At 59.3% G+C, this 15379-nt stretch carries 14 protein-coding genes; 1 reads left to right on the forward strand and 13 read right to left on the reverse strand.

Going from position 1 to position 15379, the window contains the following annotated elements; genetic code table 11:
- Window positions 1-795: 795 nt before the first annotated feature.
- From eda to H512_RS25050, 12 genes are all read right to left on the reverse strand, one after another.
- The gene (eda, locus tag H512_RS0119175; RefSeq protein ID WP_026784800.1) at window positions 796-1428 is read right to left on the reverse strand and encodes a bifunctional 4-hydroxy-2-oxoglutarate aldolase/2-dehydro-3-deoxy-phosphogluconate aldolase; all 633 of its coding nucleotides are present in this window, start codon (window positions 1426-1428) and stop codon (window positions 796-798) included.
- A 23-nt stretch (window positions 1429-1451) separates the two neighbouring features.
- Complete coding sequence (locus tag H512_RS0119180) at window positions 1452-2375, reverse strand: sugar kinase (protein WP_026784801.1); 924 nt, start codon at window positions 2373-2375, stop codon at window positions 1452-1454.
- A 138-nt stretch (window positions 2376-2513) separates the two neighbouring features.
- Entirely contained in the window at window positions 2514-3662 is a 1149-nt protein-coding gene (gene dgoD / locus H512_RS0119185) for a galactonate dehydratase (protein ID WP_026784802.1), read from the reverse strand.
- A complete protein-coding gene (locus tag H512_RS25040; protein ID WP_053240072.1) occupies window positions 3662-4330 on the reverse strand; it encodes a 2-dehydro-3-deoxy-6-phosphogalactonate aldolase in 669 nt (222 codons plus the stop codon). Before H512_RS25040 ends, dgoD begins: the two co-directional genes overlap by 1 nt.
- A complete protein-coding gene (locus H512_RS25045; RefSeq protein ID WP_084798628.1) occupies window positions 4314-5249 on the reverse strand; it encodes a 2-dehydro-3-deoxygalactonokinase in 936 nt (311 codons plus the stop codon). Before H512_RS25045 ends, H512_RS25040 begins: the two co-directional genes overlap by 17 nt.
- A 65-nt stretch (window positions 5250-5314) precedes the next feature.
- A complete protein-coding gene (locus H512_RS0119200; protein ID WP_026784803.1) occupies window positions 5315-6349 on the reverse strand; it encodes an L-idonate 5-dehydrogenase in 1035 nt (344 codons plus the stop codon).
- 25 nt (window positions 6350-6374) lie between these two features.
- Window positions 6375-7145: an SDR family oxidoreductase gene (locus tag H512_RS0119205; protein ID WP_026784804.1), complete on the reverse strand. Its 771-nt coding sequence runs from the start codon at window positions 7143-7145 to the stop codon at window positions 6375-6377.
- Window positions 7146-7206: 61 nt separating this feature from the next.
- Window positions 7207-8406: a mandelate racemase/muconate lactonizing enzyme family protein gene (locus H512_RS0119210; RefSeq protein WP_026784805.1), complete on the reverse strand. Its 1200-nt coding sequence runs from the start codon at window positions 8404-8406 to the stop codon at window positions 7207-7209.
- A 141-nt stretch (window positions 8407-8547) separates the two neighbouring features.
- Window positions 8548-9438, reverse strand: coding sequence for an SMP-30/gluconolactonase/LRE family protein (locus tag H512_RS26590; RefSeq protein WP_210162724.1), 891 nt, complete (start codon window positions 9436-9438; stop codon window positions 8548-8550).
- Entirely contained in the window at window positions 9431-11941 is a 2511-nt protein-coding gene (locus H512_RS26595; protein WP_084798630.1) for an ATP-binding cassette domain-containing protein, read from the reverse strand. Before H512_RS26595 ends, H512_RS26590 begins: the two co-directional genes overlap by 8 nt.
- A 55-nt stretch (window positions 11942-11996) precedes the next feature.
- Window positions 11997-13043 carry an ABC transporter substrate-binding protein gene (locus H512_RS0119225; RefSeq protein WP_169507185.1) on the reverse strand — a complete coding sequence of 349 codons (1047 nt, stop codon included), beginning with the start codon at window positions 13041-13043 and terminating at the stop codon, window positions 11997-11999.
- Between the two features lie 75 nt (window positions 13044-13118).
- Window positions 13119-14066 carry an ABC transporter permease gene (locus tag H512_RS25050; RefSeq protein WP_053240074.1) on the reverse strand — a complete coding sequence of 316 codons (948 nt, stop codon included), beginning with the start codon at window positions 14064-14066 and terminating at the stop codon, window positions 13119-13121.
- Between the two features lie 140 nt (window positions 14067-14206).
- Here H512_RS25050 and H512_RS26600 point away from each other — a divergent pair, with 140 nt between their 5' ends.
- Window positions 14207-14953: a FadR/GntR family transcriptional regulator gene (locus H512_RS26600; protein ID WP_084798632.1), complete on the forward strand. Its 747-nt coding sequence runs from the start codon at window positions 14207-14209 to the stop codon at window positions 14951-14953.
- 135 nt (window positions 14954-15088) lie between these two features.
- On the opposite strand, the gene H512_RS0119240 is transcribed toward H512_RS26600, so the two are convergent.
- On the reverse strand, window positions 15089-15379 hold a 291-nt coding region (locus H512_RS0119240; RefSeq protein WP_026784809.1), incomplete at its 5' end, for an IS256 family transposase.

Raw genomic sequence — 15379 nt, forward strand, 5'->3', positions numbered from 1 at the left:
ATCAGCCTGCCAGCGGCAAGCTGACACGTTCCCGGCTCTGTCCGGAAGGCACGGCGAGCGCCGAAGCTACACCACGCCCTGGGACACGATCCCTAAAGACGGAAACGGGGCGCATCGCTTCGCTCACCGACTACCCCTACATCAGAAAGGTCAGGACCTAACGGAACTGGTATTAGAGGGCTATAGAGTAGATGTAGTTGTCATCTTCACCCGGTGCGGTGCGCCAAAACTTCGGTTGACATGGTGGGTTGCGCCTGCTGCGCCGGTACTGTTTTTCAAACAGTACCTCTATCAGTCCAACCCGCGAACTGGCTTTGGCCAGACCTCCCCTAACAAGGCGAGATGGTTGCGGGGACGCGCATTGCTCTCAACTTGCGGCGCACCGAACTCAGCGATGCGGTGAAGGATTTGCCCGGCACGGAGGAGCGTGTCGGGCTTTTTCGCACCACGGCGTAGGTGGCTACGACGACCCCGGAACTTAAGACCCAAGAACCGGAATCCCCGATTTCGGCGAACCACTTATGCTTCGCCCTCCCCCGTCATTTCTCATCCGGGCATCGCGGACGACGAGATCGGTCATGTCGAGCCGAGCTGTGACGGACGAAATCGTCGCGAGCTTAACCCATTTCGATGGCGTAAGCCTGATCTCAAAACATTCGGTGAGACGACCGATAATCACGCGCGCCGGTCATTCCGAGCTACTACCGGCTCCAATTACAAGGAGTATAGGCGTTATAATGGAAGCGAAGGTTTGGAATGGGACGCAGATGATTAGGCCGCGAGATTCATACGAAATCAACTTCGAAGGCTGGCCGCATGGCGGGCGAGGTTTTCGATGTGTATCCAGTTCTTCGACTTGACGGCGTCGGCGGGCGCCACCCAGGAGCCCCCGACGCAGATAACATTCGGTAATGCCAGATAGTCGGGAGCAGTGTCCAGACTGACTCCGCCGGTCGGGCAGAAGCGAATGTCCTGAAGTGGTGAGGCCAGCGCTTTCAGATAGCTTGGTCCACCGGCTTGCTCCGCCGGGAAGAACTTGAGAATCTTGAGGCCCCGTTCGCGGGCCATCATGGCCTCTGACGCGGTAGCTACGCCGGGCAGGATCGGTACGCCAAGAGCCTTTGCCGCGTCGATGAGGTCTGGTGTCGAACCCGGACTGACCAGAAATTTGGCGCCCGCCTCCACAGCCTTCTTGGCCTGAGCGCCGTCGAGCACCGTGCCGGCACCGACAATACTGCCGGGAATAGCGCACATAGCGTGGATCGCATTAAGTGCCGCGGAGGTCCGCATGGTCACCTCAAGAGCTGGCAGGCCGCCGTTGACGAGGGCGGCGCCAAGCGGAAAGGCGTCTTCCAATTTGTCGATGACCAACACCGGGACCACAGGCGCACGGTTGAGGACGTCGAGAAGGGGGGCAGTGTCAAACATGGGATTCTCCAAGGAAGATGGCCTCAACCGACTCTCAAATCGGCAAATAACTCCATATCGGCGAGAGCGCCGCGAAGGCAGATGACTCGAGCCGCCACAGCGTGGCCAAGTGCCGCCGCCTCAGATGGTTCGCGACAGGCAATGCGTGCTGCAAGGTAGCCGCCGTTAAAGCTATCGCCAGCGCCTGTGGTATCGACCGGTTGGGCCTCCACCGCCGGAACCATGAACTCTTGTTGACCGAAGCGAACAAGCGCCGGTGCTGCACCATTCTTGACAACGATTTCACCAACGCCGAGGGCAGCAATGCGGCTGGCCGTGACCGCTGGCGACTCATCGCCATAGAGTTCGGCATCGTCGGGAAAGGTCGGCAGCGCGATGGTGGCAACCCGATAGCCTTCCGTGATCACCGCCGCCATAGTTGCCCGGTCGGACCACAACTTCGGACGAATGTTGGGATCAAACGCCACTTCGCCGCCGCGCTGCCGCAGCGCTTCGAGGGCGACGAACAGTCGCGAGCGGTCATCCGGTTCCAGGATAGCCAAGGTAATACCGGACAGATACACGAGGCCCACGCCATCGAGGGCCGCCGCCAACCGGCCCGGGTCGGCGGCAAGCAGACGCGCCGCCGACATCGAGCGCCAGTAGGTGAACGATCGCTCGGCACCGGCAAGCGTGATGAGATAGAGTCCGACGGTGCGGTCGTGAAGCCGAGCGACCGACCGCGTGTCGAGTGCGTTGGCCGCCAAAAACTCGACCATACTATCGGACAACCCATCGGTGCCCACTGCCGAGACATAACGAATTCTCCGCGCGGCCGGAGATAGCAATGCTCGCATATACCAAGCGGTATTTAGCGTATCACCGGCAAAACCCCGTCGGTAAAAGCCGCCTTCGATCGGCGCTAACTCGACCATGCATTCGCCAATGCTGGCGATATCACCTGTAATCGGCACGCTGTCGCCCCTCCAGCATCTCTCGCGCACCAGCGCCCAGCGAGTGCCCCCCGAGAGATAAAATTGCCCGGATATTGTCCAATCAAAGCACAATCGGGTGCTTTGTCATGAAACGCGATTCCTCAGCCCCACTCACCATTCGGCAAATGATCCGTCGGCATGCCGCCAGACCGGATTGCGCCAGCGATGGCCGATGGCGGCCTGCGCCTTGACGTAGTCTTCGTTCACTTCGATGCCGAGGCCGGGGCCGCTGGGCATGGCGACGAAGCCGTCGGCATAGCCGTACACCGAGCGATCTTTGATATAATCGAGGAGATCGTTGCCCTTGTTGTAGTGGATGCCGAGGCTCTGCTCCTGAATGAAGGCGTTGTAGCAAACCGCATCGATCTGCAGGTTGGCGGCAAGCGCGATCGGCCCGAGCGGACAATGCAGGGCGAGCGCCACATCATAGGCTTCCGCCATCGCGGCGATCTTGCGCGTCTCGGTAATGCCACCGGCGTGCGACGGATCGGGCTGGATGATGTCGCAAAGGCCTTCCGACAGGATGCGCTTGAAGTCCCAGCGGCTGAACAGACGCTCGCCAAGCGCGATCGGCGTTGCGATCTGGCCGGCGATGTCCTTCAACGCATCGGCATGCTCGGAAAGCACCGGCTCCTCGATGAACATCAGGTGGAACGGCTCAAGCTCCCTGGCGAGCGTCTTGGCCATCGGCCGGTGGACGCGGCCGTGGAAATCGACACCGATGCCGAAAGCCGGCCCCATCGCCTGGCGGATCGCCTGAACCCTGGCGAGGACCGCGTCGATCTTGGCGTGACTGTCGACGAACTGCAGCTCTTCCGTGCCGTTCATCTTGACGGCCGTGAAGCCTCTCGATGCCACCTCGCGCGCGGCAGCGGCCGTGTCGGACGGCCGATCACCGCCGATCCAGGAATAGACGCGGATGCGATCCCTGAGCTTGCCACCGAGCAGCTGATGCACGGGAACGCCGAATGCCTTCCCCTTGATGTCCCAGAGCGCCTGGTCGATGCCGGCGAGCGCGCTCATGTGCAAACCGCCGCCGCGATAAAAGCCGGCGCGATAGAGCACGGTCCAATGATCCTCGATCAGAAAGGGATCCTTGCCGATCAGGTAATCGGCCAGTTCGTCCACGACCGCGGCGACCGATGCCGCGCGCCCCTCGAGAACCGGCTCGCCCCAGCCGGATATGCCCTCGTCGGTTTCGATCTTCAGGAAGCACCAGCGCGGCGGAACGATGTAGGTGGTGAGCTTGGTGATCTTCATCATGTATCTCTCCGGCGATCCGCAAACTCCATTCGGCCGGCGGCACGCAGCGCGGCAGTCAGCGCCTGGGCCTTGCCGGCGACGACGGTCGGACTGTCGCCGGCCTTGTAGATCGAGCCACCGATGCCGAAGCCGGCAACCGGCGTACCGGTCCAGCGATCGATGCTGTCGGCCGCGACACCGCCGACGATCAGCATCGGCACGTTCTTCGGAACCACGGCCGACAGCGCCTTGACGATGGCTGGCGTCGCAGCCTCGCCGGGGAAATACTTCAGCACATCGGCACCGGCGTCGATCGCAGCGAAGGCCTCGGTCGGCGTCTGAAATCCCGGCGAAGAGACCAGCCCTCTCGCCTTGCTTTCGGCGATGACCGCGCCGTTGACATTGGGCGATACGATCAGCCGGCCGCCGGCCGCTGCTACGGCCGTCACGTCTTCCTTGCGCAGCACCGTGCCCGCGCCGATCACCGCACGGCCGACAAAGGTCTTGCTCAGCTTTTCGATTGAGACCAGCGGCTCCGGAGAGTTGAGTGGCACCTCGATGATGCCGATCCCCTCGGCCACCAACACCTCGGTGACCGCCACCGCCTCGTCTGGACGTATACCGCGCAAAATAGCTACGATCGGGCAGGATGAAAAAGCCGCCTGAAACTCAATGAGAGCGGACACGGCCGGTCTCCTTGGTGTGACGGGCGATCCTCAGCAGACCGTCGACGAACGTGCGTTCCGGATTGGCGAGACTGACCGTGCCGCCAGTTACCTCAATGGCTTGCCGGTAATGGTCGGCGATGACCCCGTCTGCCACCAGCAGGAGTGGCAGATCGGGTGGCACGAGCCGCCTTGCTTTGGTGATCTCCTCTCCGATCAGCAAACCGGAGAGATAGGGTTCGACGTCTTGAGGCTTGAGGCGCCCGGCAAGAACACCGGTACGGGCGTGAAACGCCAGATTGAGCAGTCCGCCATCGGTCACCGCAGCGGCGGCACCCAGACGAGAGGCAGCCCGTGCGGCAGAATCGTCGGTTGGAGGTTCGGCGAGAAGCCGCAACACCGAATGATGAGTGAGCAGGCTGTAGAACTCGCCTGTCATGAACGTGCGGAAGGTCTCGACACGCCCGGCTCTCACGACCGCCCACTTGGAATGGGTGCCCGGCAGGATCACGACGGCGTCGCTGGCATCCAAACCCAGGATCTGCGTCTCCTCGCCACGCATGACATCGGCGGCAGCGTCATCGGTGGCAAGGCCCGGCACGATATGGATTGGCGAACCGCCGGCGAGCTTGAGGGACACCATGCCGCCGGCGATCTCGGGCAACCCCGCCGGACAGGCGACGTAGGGTACCTCTCGCCAGCCGTTGCGACTGCCGACCATGCCGGCCGTCAGGATGGGAATGCCGGGAAAGCGTTCAAGCCAAACCGCACACATCCGCGACAGCACTGTTTCGAAGCCCCCTTTCTTCACTGAGCTCATGCCATCGTTGGAGGCGACGCTATCGATGAGCCGGCCGTCTTCGGCGACGAGATGTGCACGAAAACGCGTCGTGCCCCAGTCCACGGCCATGAATGCCGGTCTGCCGAAAACTGAATTCATCGCATTGATGCTCTTGTTGAAGAACAGAGGGGGCGGTTGGCGGGAGGAACCAACCGCCCACCGGCTCAGTCGAAGGCGATCTGAACCTTCATCGACTTCGACTTGTCGCTTGCCACTTCGAAAGCCTTCACCGCATCCTGGAGGGGAAAGATGCCAGTGAGCAGGGGCCTGACATCGATCGCACGGCGCGTTAGCAGATCGACCGACCAGGCAAATTCCCGGTCGAAACGAAAGCTGCCATGCAAGGCCAGTTCCTTGGTGACAAGCACGCTGATCGGCAGCGGCACTTCGGCGCCCATGCCGACAAGGGTGATAGCGCCGCGCGGACGCACCATCTGCGTCAGCGACGCGATGACGCCGCCATTGCCCGAACACTCGAACGCCGCATCGAAAAAGCCCTTGTCGGCGGTAAAGTGATCAAGGATTCCCGGATCAGACGCCACGTTGACGATGCGATCGGCGCCCATCTTCGCAGCGACCGCGAGGGCATTGTCCGACACGTCGGTAGCAACGATTTCGGCAGCACCAGCGTAGCGGGCGCAGGCAATCACCAGGCAACCAATCGTTCCCGCGCCTGTCACCAGAACACGCTTGCCCACCAAAGATCCCGTGGCAGAGACGGCGTGCAAGGCGACCGACAGCGGTTCGCTGAAGGCCGCCTCCTCGAATGGGGTATCGGGCAGGACCTTCACGGCCTGTGTCTCGTCGACAATCAATTCTTCCCGGAATGCGCCTTGCAAATGAGGAAAGCGCATGGCGCTACCGAAGAAGCGCATATCCAGACATTGCTGCCGTTCGCCCTCCATGCAAAAGCGGCAATGCCCACAGGGCTTGCTCGGGTTGACGGCAACCTTGTCACCGACTGCGACGCACGTGACGCCGCTGCCGATCGCAGTCACGGTACCCGCGACCTCGTGACCGAGGGACATCGGCTCCCGAATGCGGATCGCTCCGAAGCCACCATTGTGAAAGTAATGCAGATCCGATCCGCAGATGCCCCCCATGCGGACCCTAACCTTGACCTCGCCGGTGCCCGGCTGGACGACGAGCACGTCGTCGATCCGAAGGTCATGCGGCGCGTGAATTACCAGCGCTCTCATTTCGTTCTCCAATGTATCTCTGGCTTCAGAGGACCGAAGCAATGCCGCCGTCGACGAAGATCATTTGGCCTGTGACGAAGTCGGAGGCCGGTGAGGCGAGGAAAACGATCGTTCCGGCGACATCTTCGGGCGTTCCCCAACGACGTGCGGGCGTACGAGCCTTGACCCAGGCGTCAAAGTCCTGGTTTTCGATCAGCGCCTTGTTCATCTCGGTGAGGATGTAGCCCGGCCCAACGGTGTTGACGGAAATTCCATGCTCGGCCCATTCGGCGGTCATGGCGCGGCTCAGCATCTTGATGCCACCCTTGGCGGTCGTGTAGGGGCCGGTGGTCGCCCGCGCCAGTTCCGATGTGAGCGAGCCGATGTTGATGATCTTGCCGCCTTCGCCGCGCGCCACCATCCGGCCTGCCGCTTCCTTGGCGACCAGGAAGGCTGCGGTGAGGTTGATATCCATCACCCGCTGCCAGTCCCTGGCCTCGAGTTCGAGCAGAGATTTGCGGAACTGGATTCCGGCGTTGTTGACCAGAATGTGGACAGCGACGTTATCGGCATCGAGCTTTGCGAACGCGGCCTTGACCGCCGCCTCGTCCGCGACGTTGAAGGCGGCTTCGTACACGGTGCAGCCATCGGCACGCATGGCAACTGCGGATTTGGCGAGACGCTCGGGATCGATGTCGTTCATGACGATCGCGGCACCGGCCGCGGCGAGCGCCTTGGCGTAGCTGAGGCCGAGGCCGCTCGCCGAACCGGTGACAAGAGCGCAGCGACCAGTCAGATCAAAGGGGGATTTGGACACTTCTTCTTCTCCATGGCACGCCGCGCCAGAGGGGAGTGCTCCGGTAAAGCGGCGTGAGTGTTCAGAGGGCGGAACGGCGGACGTGGAGGTCGGGTCGCTCGAAAACCTGAGGCAACAACTCTGTGCCGAGGCCCGGCCCCTCCATCGGCAGGACATAGCCGTTCTCGATGCGAGGCATGGTGGTAACCAGCTCTTTGTACCACCCCGTATAGAACGAACGGACCGACTCCTGGATCAGCGTATTGGGATTGCTGAGCGAGGAATGGATCGCCGCGACGAAGCCGACCGGACCGGTGCAATCGTGCGGCGCGTAGGGGCGGTGGTAGGTATCGGCAAGCGCGGCAATCTTGCGTCCCTCGGTGAGACCTCCTGTCCAGCAGAGATCGGTCATCACCACCTGAACGGCACCCGCCTCAAGCATATCCTTATACGGGAAGCGAGACCCCAGCGTTTCGGAAGCGCAGATCCATACGTCGGTCGAGGCGGAGAGTTCGGCGAGCGCGCCCGGCGAGTTCATGCGGATCGGGTCCTCGTACCAGGTCGGTGAATAGGCCTCGAGCACCTTGGCGATCTTCTTGGCGGAGGGCAGGTTCCAAAGGCAGTGGAACTCGACCATGATCTCCATTCGGTCGCCCACCGCCTTGCGGATCTTCTCGAATGGCTCGACCGCCCTCTTCATCTGCTCGGCGGTGATGAAGGTGCCGTTGTTCTCGATTGCCGCCGGATCAAAGGGCCAAATCTTCATGCCGGAGATACCCTGCTCGAGCAGGCTCTCGGCGAGGGCGCCGGCATCGGTCATGAAGCCCTTGAGGTCCTCGTAGGGACCTTCGACCGTGGACAGGTTCCAGGTATCAACCGGCTTGATCTTGTTGCTACGGACATAGCCATAGCCGGCGCAGGTGTTATAGACGCGCACCTTGTCGTGGCAGAGGCCGCCGAGCATCTGGTGGACCGGCTGGTTGCAGACCTTGCCGAAAAGGTCCCAAAGAGCAATGTCGATCGCCGAGGCTGCCCGGTATTCGGCGCCGGTCGATGACTGAGCCATCGGCAGGTTAACAAGCTCTCTGGCATGGGCCTCGATGCGAAGCGGATCCTTGCCGAGAAGCCGTGTTGCCAACGTGTTGTGGATGTGCGCCTCAACAGCCTCAGCGCCGTAGAAGGTCTCACCCAAGCCAATGACTCCGGCGTCGGTGTGAATGCGAACCCACAGGACGTTGGAGAATTCATCAGTACGCAGAGTTTCTATTTCTGTAATCTTCATGATTCATCTCATCATTTCACCGAACAACGACATAAGATCAAGCGGCCATCAGGCAACAACCATCCACCCCCGCCGTCAGGCGAGGCATTTGTCGTTATTTTACTTTTCCGCTGGGAGCTTGGAAACGGATCTAGTGTCTTGTCATCCGGCGAACCTTGGTTCTGGCAGGCCTCTTACTCCGACGTTGAGAGCAAACACGCCGCCGGCTTGCGGTTGCTTTGCAAGTTCGTCGGGGCTTGCGTCGAAAATTGCCGACGTCACATAGAGCGTCGTCAAATCTGGGCCTCCGAAGGCGCAACTGGTCGGTTTTTGCACCGGCAATTCAACCACGCGATCAATGCGGCCGTCCGGCGCATAGCGAACGAGGCACCAGCCGTCCCACACCGCGTTCCAGAGGAAGCCTTCGGCATCAACGGTTGAGCCATCCGGCGTCCCTTGGCGAGCGGACCAGTCGCTAAAGACCCGGCGGTTGGAAATTGCCCCCGCCAGAGCATCGAAATCATAAGCGTAAATCAGCTTGCGCATGGAATCAGCGAAGTAAAATGTCTTGTCGTCGGGACTCCAGGCGAGGCTATTGGACACTCCGATTCCAGTTTCCATCTGATGGCATTGGCCATCGGGATCGTATCGATATAGGCCAGCACAGCCCTTTGTCTGGGATTCATCCATGGCGCCGACCCAAAACCGTCCTTGGCGATCGCATTTGCCGTCGTTTAGGCGATTGCCAGGATGGCGCCCTTCGGGGGCCGCCTTGCGCTCTATCACACCAGTCTCCGGTTCAAATAGAGCAATGGCTGACGCCAACGCGAGAATGAAGCCACTTTTCTGACGCAGTCCAAAGGCCGTCACCCGTTCCGGAAACGTCCAGCGCGTGGTTTCTCCAGTTTCCGGGATCAGGCGATGCAACGTCGACCCTTCGATGTCCACCCAATAGAGAGCCTGATCTTGCGGATCCCAAACGGGCACTTCTCCCAGCTTGTTCTTGCAGTCCGAAACGCAGATAGCTTTCGTCATAGCAATTCCCTCACTCATGCGTCGTATCGTGAAGAGAATAGGCCGCGACGGCGACAAGTGTCAGAAGTCCGGTCCAGATATACTGGTAATATGCAGACACATGCATAAGGTTCAGCGCATTCTGCATAATACCCACGGCGACAGCCCCAAGGAGCGTTCCCACAGCTGTACCACGCCCTCCAAATACACTCGCTCCGCCGACGACCACGGCCGTTACCGAGGCGAGTGTGAAGGCTGAGCCGGCCTGAGGATCACCACTGCCAATGCGTGCAGTGATAAGCATTCCGGCCAGGGCAGCGCATACTGAACAGAAGAGATATGCAGCAGCCTGTACGCGCTTTGGGCTGATGCCGACGACGAAACTTGCTTCCGGCGACGAGCCGGCAGCGTAAAGTCTCTGACCAACCCGCCCACGCAGCAACAGAAACTCCGCCAGCAGGAAAATCAGGCCGACAACAATGGCCGTGACTGGAACGCCCCAAAGTTCATAGGAAAAGACGTCGAGATAAAGATCGCTGACCAATCCGCCGGGGCTCGGCCGTACGATGAGAGCCAGGCCAAAGACGATCGAGTAGGTCGACAGAGTGGCGATAAGGTCAGGAATACCTAAGCGCACGACCAAAAGAGCATTGAGCGAACCTACGGCAATTCCGATCGCCAATGACAGGGCAATGGCTGTTGCGAGGTCCACTCCGCTTTCCGAAACGGCAACATAAGAGATGACCGCGGTAACGAGGGAGATCGTCGGTCCGACTGACAGGTCGATGCCGCGTAGCAAGATGACAACAAACTGGCCCAAGGCTGCCAGCGCCAGGGGAGCCACTTGCGCTGCGATGTTGCCAAGGTTGGACGACGTCAGGAAGAAATCCGACATTGAAGCTGTGCTGGCGACAAGAACGACCAGCAACAACGCCAGTAGCAGCGAACTACCATAGCGCGACAAAAGCGGTCTCTGCGTCTTCTTTCGAGAGATGGCCGAAGTGACCACTTCGGGCATGACGTGACTGTCTTTTCCACCAGCTCCCACCGCGCTGCCGACAATACGCTCTTCAGTCGCATCTTTGCCGGCCAGCTCGTCCACGACGCGCCCTTGAGAGAAAACCAGGATACGATCACTGAGACCGATGAGTTCCATGAGATCGGACGTGACTATGACGACCCCGGCGCCCTCCGCCGCCAGCGTTCTAATCTGGCGGTAAATTTCCAGCTTGGAAGCGACGTCGACGCCGCGTGTAGGATCCTCAAAGAAATAGATGACTGGATTTTCGGCGGTCCAACGCCCGAGCACGACCTTTTGCTGATTTCCACCCGAGAGATTGACGACACACTGTTCTCGATGAGGCGTCTTTACCGCGAAACGCGCAATGGCCCGATCAGCCGCATGGTTTTCAGCGTTGGCCGGAATGACGCCGAAGCGCGCCCAATGTGGCAGATGCGGCACGGAAATGTTCTCACGAACACCATGAGGCATGAAGAGGCCTTCGCCATGGCGATCTCCAGGAACGTATACCAGGCCGCTCGCTATCGCCTTGGCCGGCGTGTCCAGCGTCAAAGGCGCATTGTCGAGTTTGACCTCGCCGGACCATTTGGCAAGCCCGAAAAGGGCTCGCGGAACATCAGCCTGACCGTTGCCTTGAATACCACCGAAGCCAAGGATCTCGCCGGCTCGGACGTCGAAGGAAACGTCTCTAAACTTGCCTTCGCAACTGATGTTGCTCGCAGACAACCGTATCTCGCCCAAGATCTCGGCGCGAGGTGGATAGGTCAGGGACACCTCGCGTCCGACCATCATCGCCACCAAGGAATCATGGGTGACGGCGTCGCGATCAACAGTTCCAATCGCTTCGCCGTCCTTCAGAACGGTTATGCGATCGGCAATCGCGAATACCTCGGGAAGTCGGTGGGAGATGAAAATCACCGCCGTTCCCTGGGCTTTGAGACGCCTTACGATCCCGAACAATCGTTCGATTTCCGCCGCGTCGAGCGCGGACGTCGGCTCATCGAGAATAAGTACCGCAGGATTATTGGTAAGCGCCCGGGCAATTTCCACCACTTGGCGCTCAGCAACACTCAAGTCCCGGATGAATCGTTCGACATCGATCGGAAAGCCCAATTGTTCAAGAAGAGCAGCCGCATCCTGCTGCATTCTCACGACATCGATCAGTCCTGTCCTGCCTGGCTCGCGACCGAGCCAGATATTCCTGGCCACATCCAGATCAGGAACCAAGCGCGTGTCCTGATGGACCATCGCGATTCCGAGATCCTGCGCTTGGCGCGGTCCGGTGATCCCTACGGGTTCGCCACGCACAAAGATCCGTCCGGCATCCGGCTGCCAGATGCCTGCGATAACCCGCATCAGCGTGGATTTACCGGCACCGTTTTCACCGAGAAGAGCATGAACCTCTCCCGGGCGACAAGAAAAAGACACACCCTTCAGCGCCTTGACGCCGGGGAAGCCCTTTTCGATATCTTTGAGTGCTAGTGCTTCGACACTCTGCGAAACTGAAATGTCGCTCTTCATGCTGTAACCAAAAGTTTTTGGGCGGCGGCAAGCGCCGCCCTCGTGATTAGTGGAATCAGGAGAAGAGCTTCTTCAGCTGTTCGTCGGTCAATGTCGTATCAACGAAGACACCATCCGGAAGATCCGGCTTCATATACTGAAGATAGTTGTCACCATCGATACGAGTCGGCTTGATGGTCTGGCGCTTGGGAACGCTCTCGCCACTAAGAAGCTTGACTGCCGTACGCAGGGCAATGATGCCCTCCCAGCTAGGCTCTGAAACGAGCGACATCTTCAGGTTGAGATTGTTGGCTTTCTCGGCATGGTAGAACTTCAACAGACCGTTGTAGTCATCACCAGTCACCGGCACCAAGGCTCGGCCGGCTGCCTTCATTGCCCGCAGTGCTCCAACGGCCATTTGGGCGCCATCGGAATAGATGCCATCGATCTGCGGATAGGCAGCAAGCAGATCAGCCATGATCACCTTGGCCTTATCCTCCTCCCAATAAGCATCCTTGAGTGCGAGCATTTCGATGCCGGGACCGAGTTTCGGTTTGGCACCCTCCCAAACACCTGCGCTATAAGAGTTGCCCGGCAGGCCGTCGAAGCCAACGATCTTGCCCTTGCCGCTCAGCATGTCGTTCAGCTTCTCGCCGAGGATCATACCCTTTTGGTGCGGATCGGTGCCGAGATAGGCGGTCCAGTGCTCACCATCGACGGGTAAGTTGAAAGGCACAGTCACAATGCCCGCCCGTTCTGCCTTGCGCAATGCCGGCACGACCGCGGTACCGGAATTGGCAATTAGCAGGATCGCATCCACCTGTTGAGCGATCAGATCCTCAATGTCATTGACCTGCTTGGTGATGTCACCCTGACCGTCAACAACAATGAAATCATAGCGATCGGCGTTGGCCGACGCTTCGATCTTCATCTGCTCGAGGCATTCAGTACGCCAGGTATTTCCGGAAAAGCCGTTCGAAAAGCCAATTCTGAGCTTGCCCGACTTCTTGATACCCTTGGCCATCTCGTCGGTCGCCGGAACCACGGAATCAACCAGAGTATCCGCTCGGGCCAATGTCGACCCCAGGAGCAACCCTCCGGCCAGACCGGCACCGAGTTGCATGACCCTCCGCCTCGACACATCTCCAAATATCTTCATTTTTTCCTCCGCTATGCACATACGTCACTAAGGACCTGATTACGCACGAGGCCGGCGCGCCAGCAGGCGGTAGACAACAACGCTTGCTGCGATAAGAACGCCCTGGATTACGAACTGAGCGCCAGTGGACGCCTGTGCGATATTGGTGAAGCTATTGAGCTCGGTAATGAAAAGCGCGCCGGCAATCGTGGTCACGACACCACCCACGCCGCCTGAAAGCGCCGTGCCGCCAACCACCACGGCGACCACCGAAGTCATCATGAAGGAGTTGCCAATGCCCAGGCTGGGATTGCCAATATAGGCAGTGACCAGAAGCCCGCCACACATGGCAAGCATAGAACTGAGGGTGTAGGCGGCGACGACAACCAAACGAACGGGAACACCCATCATTGCGGCGGCCCTGGCGTTGGCGCCGACCGCGTAAATCCAGCGCCCGAAAACAGTCTTCCTCATCAACATCGCCACGGCGATGGATAGAACCAGCCAGCAAACACCACTGGCCGGAAAGCCCAAAATGTCTCCCTGAGCAATTGTATTGAAGGCCGGGGCTGCTGCTCCGTGAGGCGCTCCGCCGGTATAAACCAACGCGACGCCGAACAGGATGGAGTTCATGGCAAGCGTGGCGATGATCGGCGCAATTCGAAAATAGGCGACGAGCACACCGTTGGTGACACCTACGATCGCGGCAACAGCCACACACGCGAGCATCGCGACGAAGATATTGCCATTGTCGCCAAGCATCAGGCCGGTGGACAGAATGTTGACCAAAGTGACAACGCCGGCCACTGAAAGGTCAATGCCACCGGTGAGAAGCACAATGGTCTGCCCGGTCGCCACCATACCGAGGAAAGCCGTGACGCGGACGATGTTAAGGACTTGGTCCGGGTTGAGCATAGCCGGCGAAACCAGCGATGCGACCGCGTAAAGCAGCAGGACTGCGACCCAGATCGGATAGCGGCGGCAAAGGGAAAAAAGTGTAAATTTCATGGGGCACCAGGACAGTTGGCATTTGCCTACGCTGAATCGTCAGCTTATTGTTGCCATCCTGTTATACCGAAATCAGAAAGCTATCAATCAATTTTTTGATTTTTGTATGACAGGTCGAGCTATCGCCACTGGGGACAAGTATGAACAACGCGCACGATTCCGTCCGGGAGACCGAGCTTCCTGAGGAGAAAATCGCTTCATCACCGGGCCTTGTGGATCAGGTGGTTGATGAAGTTCGGACCTACATCCACCAAAATAATCTGGGTCCCGGCGCCATGCTGCCCAGCGAAACGACGTTCGCCGATCGCCTTGGCGTGTCGCGGCCGGTCGCGAGAGAAGCCTACCGCGCGTTAGCGGCCCTGGGCATCCTCGACGTGGGCAATGGACGTAGAGCTCGGGTTGCCGTCCCCGATGCGAGCGTTCTGAGTCTGGTTCTGGACCATACGGTCCATATCAAACAATTGAGCATCCAGCAGATTTTCGATGTCCGTCGCACATTGGAATTGCGAACGGTTAACCTGGCCTCACTTCGTCGCAGTAACGAAGAAGCTGCAAAATTGCTTGGCTTAGTCGATGAGATGCGTCGGGTATCAGAATCCCCAAATGATGTTCTGGTCTTTGATATCGCCTTTCATGAACTCATCGCACAAGCATCGCGCAACCCGCTGTACTCTCTTCTTATCGGCTCTTTCCGCGCGGCGACCAGACAAACGTTTCATATTGGATGGAATAGCAGAAAGACAAAGGAGAGCCGCTCGGAAAGTATAGACAATCACCAGGCAATAGCTGACGCGATTACCGCACAAGACTCCACTCGAGCTGAAGCTGCCATGTCTTCTCATTTTGATTCTGCGATTAATTTGCTAATCAGGGCAGGCGTCGTATGATTGCCCGATTGTCTCCAGGTGGCTTGGCTCTCCAAGCTAGAGATTTAATCAGATCTACCAGATGACGAGATCGTGTCCCAGGGCGTGGTGTAGCTTCGGCGCTCGCCGTGCCTTCCGGACAGAGCCGGGAACGTGTCAGCTTGCCGCTGGCAGGCTGATGAGCGGATCATCGCTCATCGTGGCGATGGTCTCAAGTGTCATGTAGCGGGACCGCTGGACGGCCCACTCGTCATTTTGTTCGAGCAGCAGCGCCCCGACGAGTCTGACGATTGCGTCATCGTTGGGAAAGATGCCGACGACCTCTGTCCGTCGTTTGATCTCGCCGTTGAGACGTTCGATGGGGTTTGTGCTGTGAAGCTTGGTCCAGTGCTGCCTGGGAAAGGTCATGTAGGCGAGCACGTCCTGCTCGGCGCTGTCCATGAGAGT

The sequence above is a fragment of the Pleomorphomonas koreensis DSM 23070 genome (assembly GCF_000425185.1).
Lineage (GTDB): Bacteria > Pseudomonadota > Alphaproteobacteria > Rhizobiales > Pleomorphomonadaceae > Pleomorphomonas > Pleomorphomonas koreensis.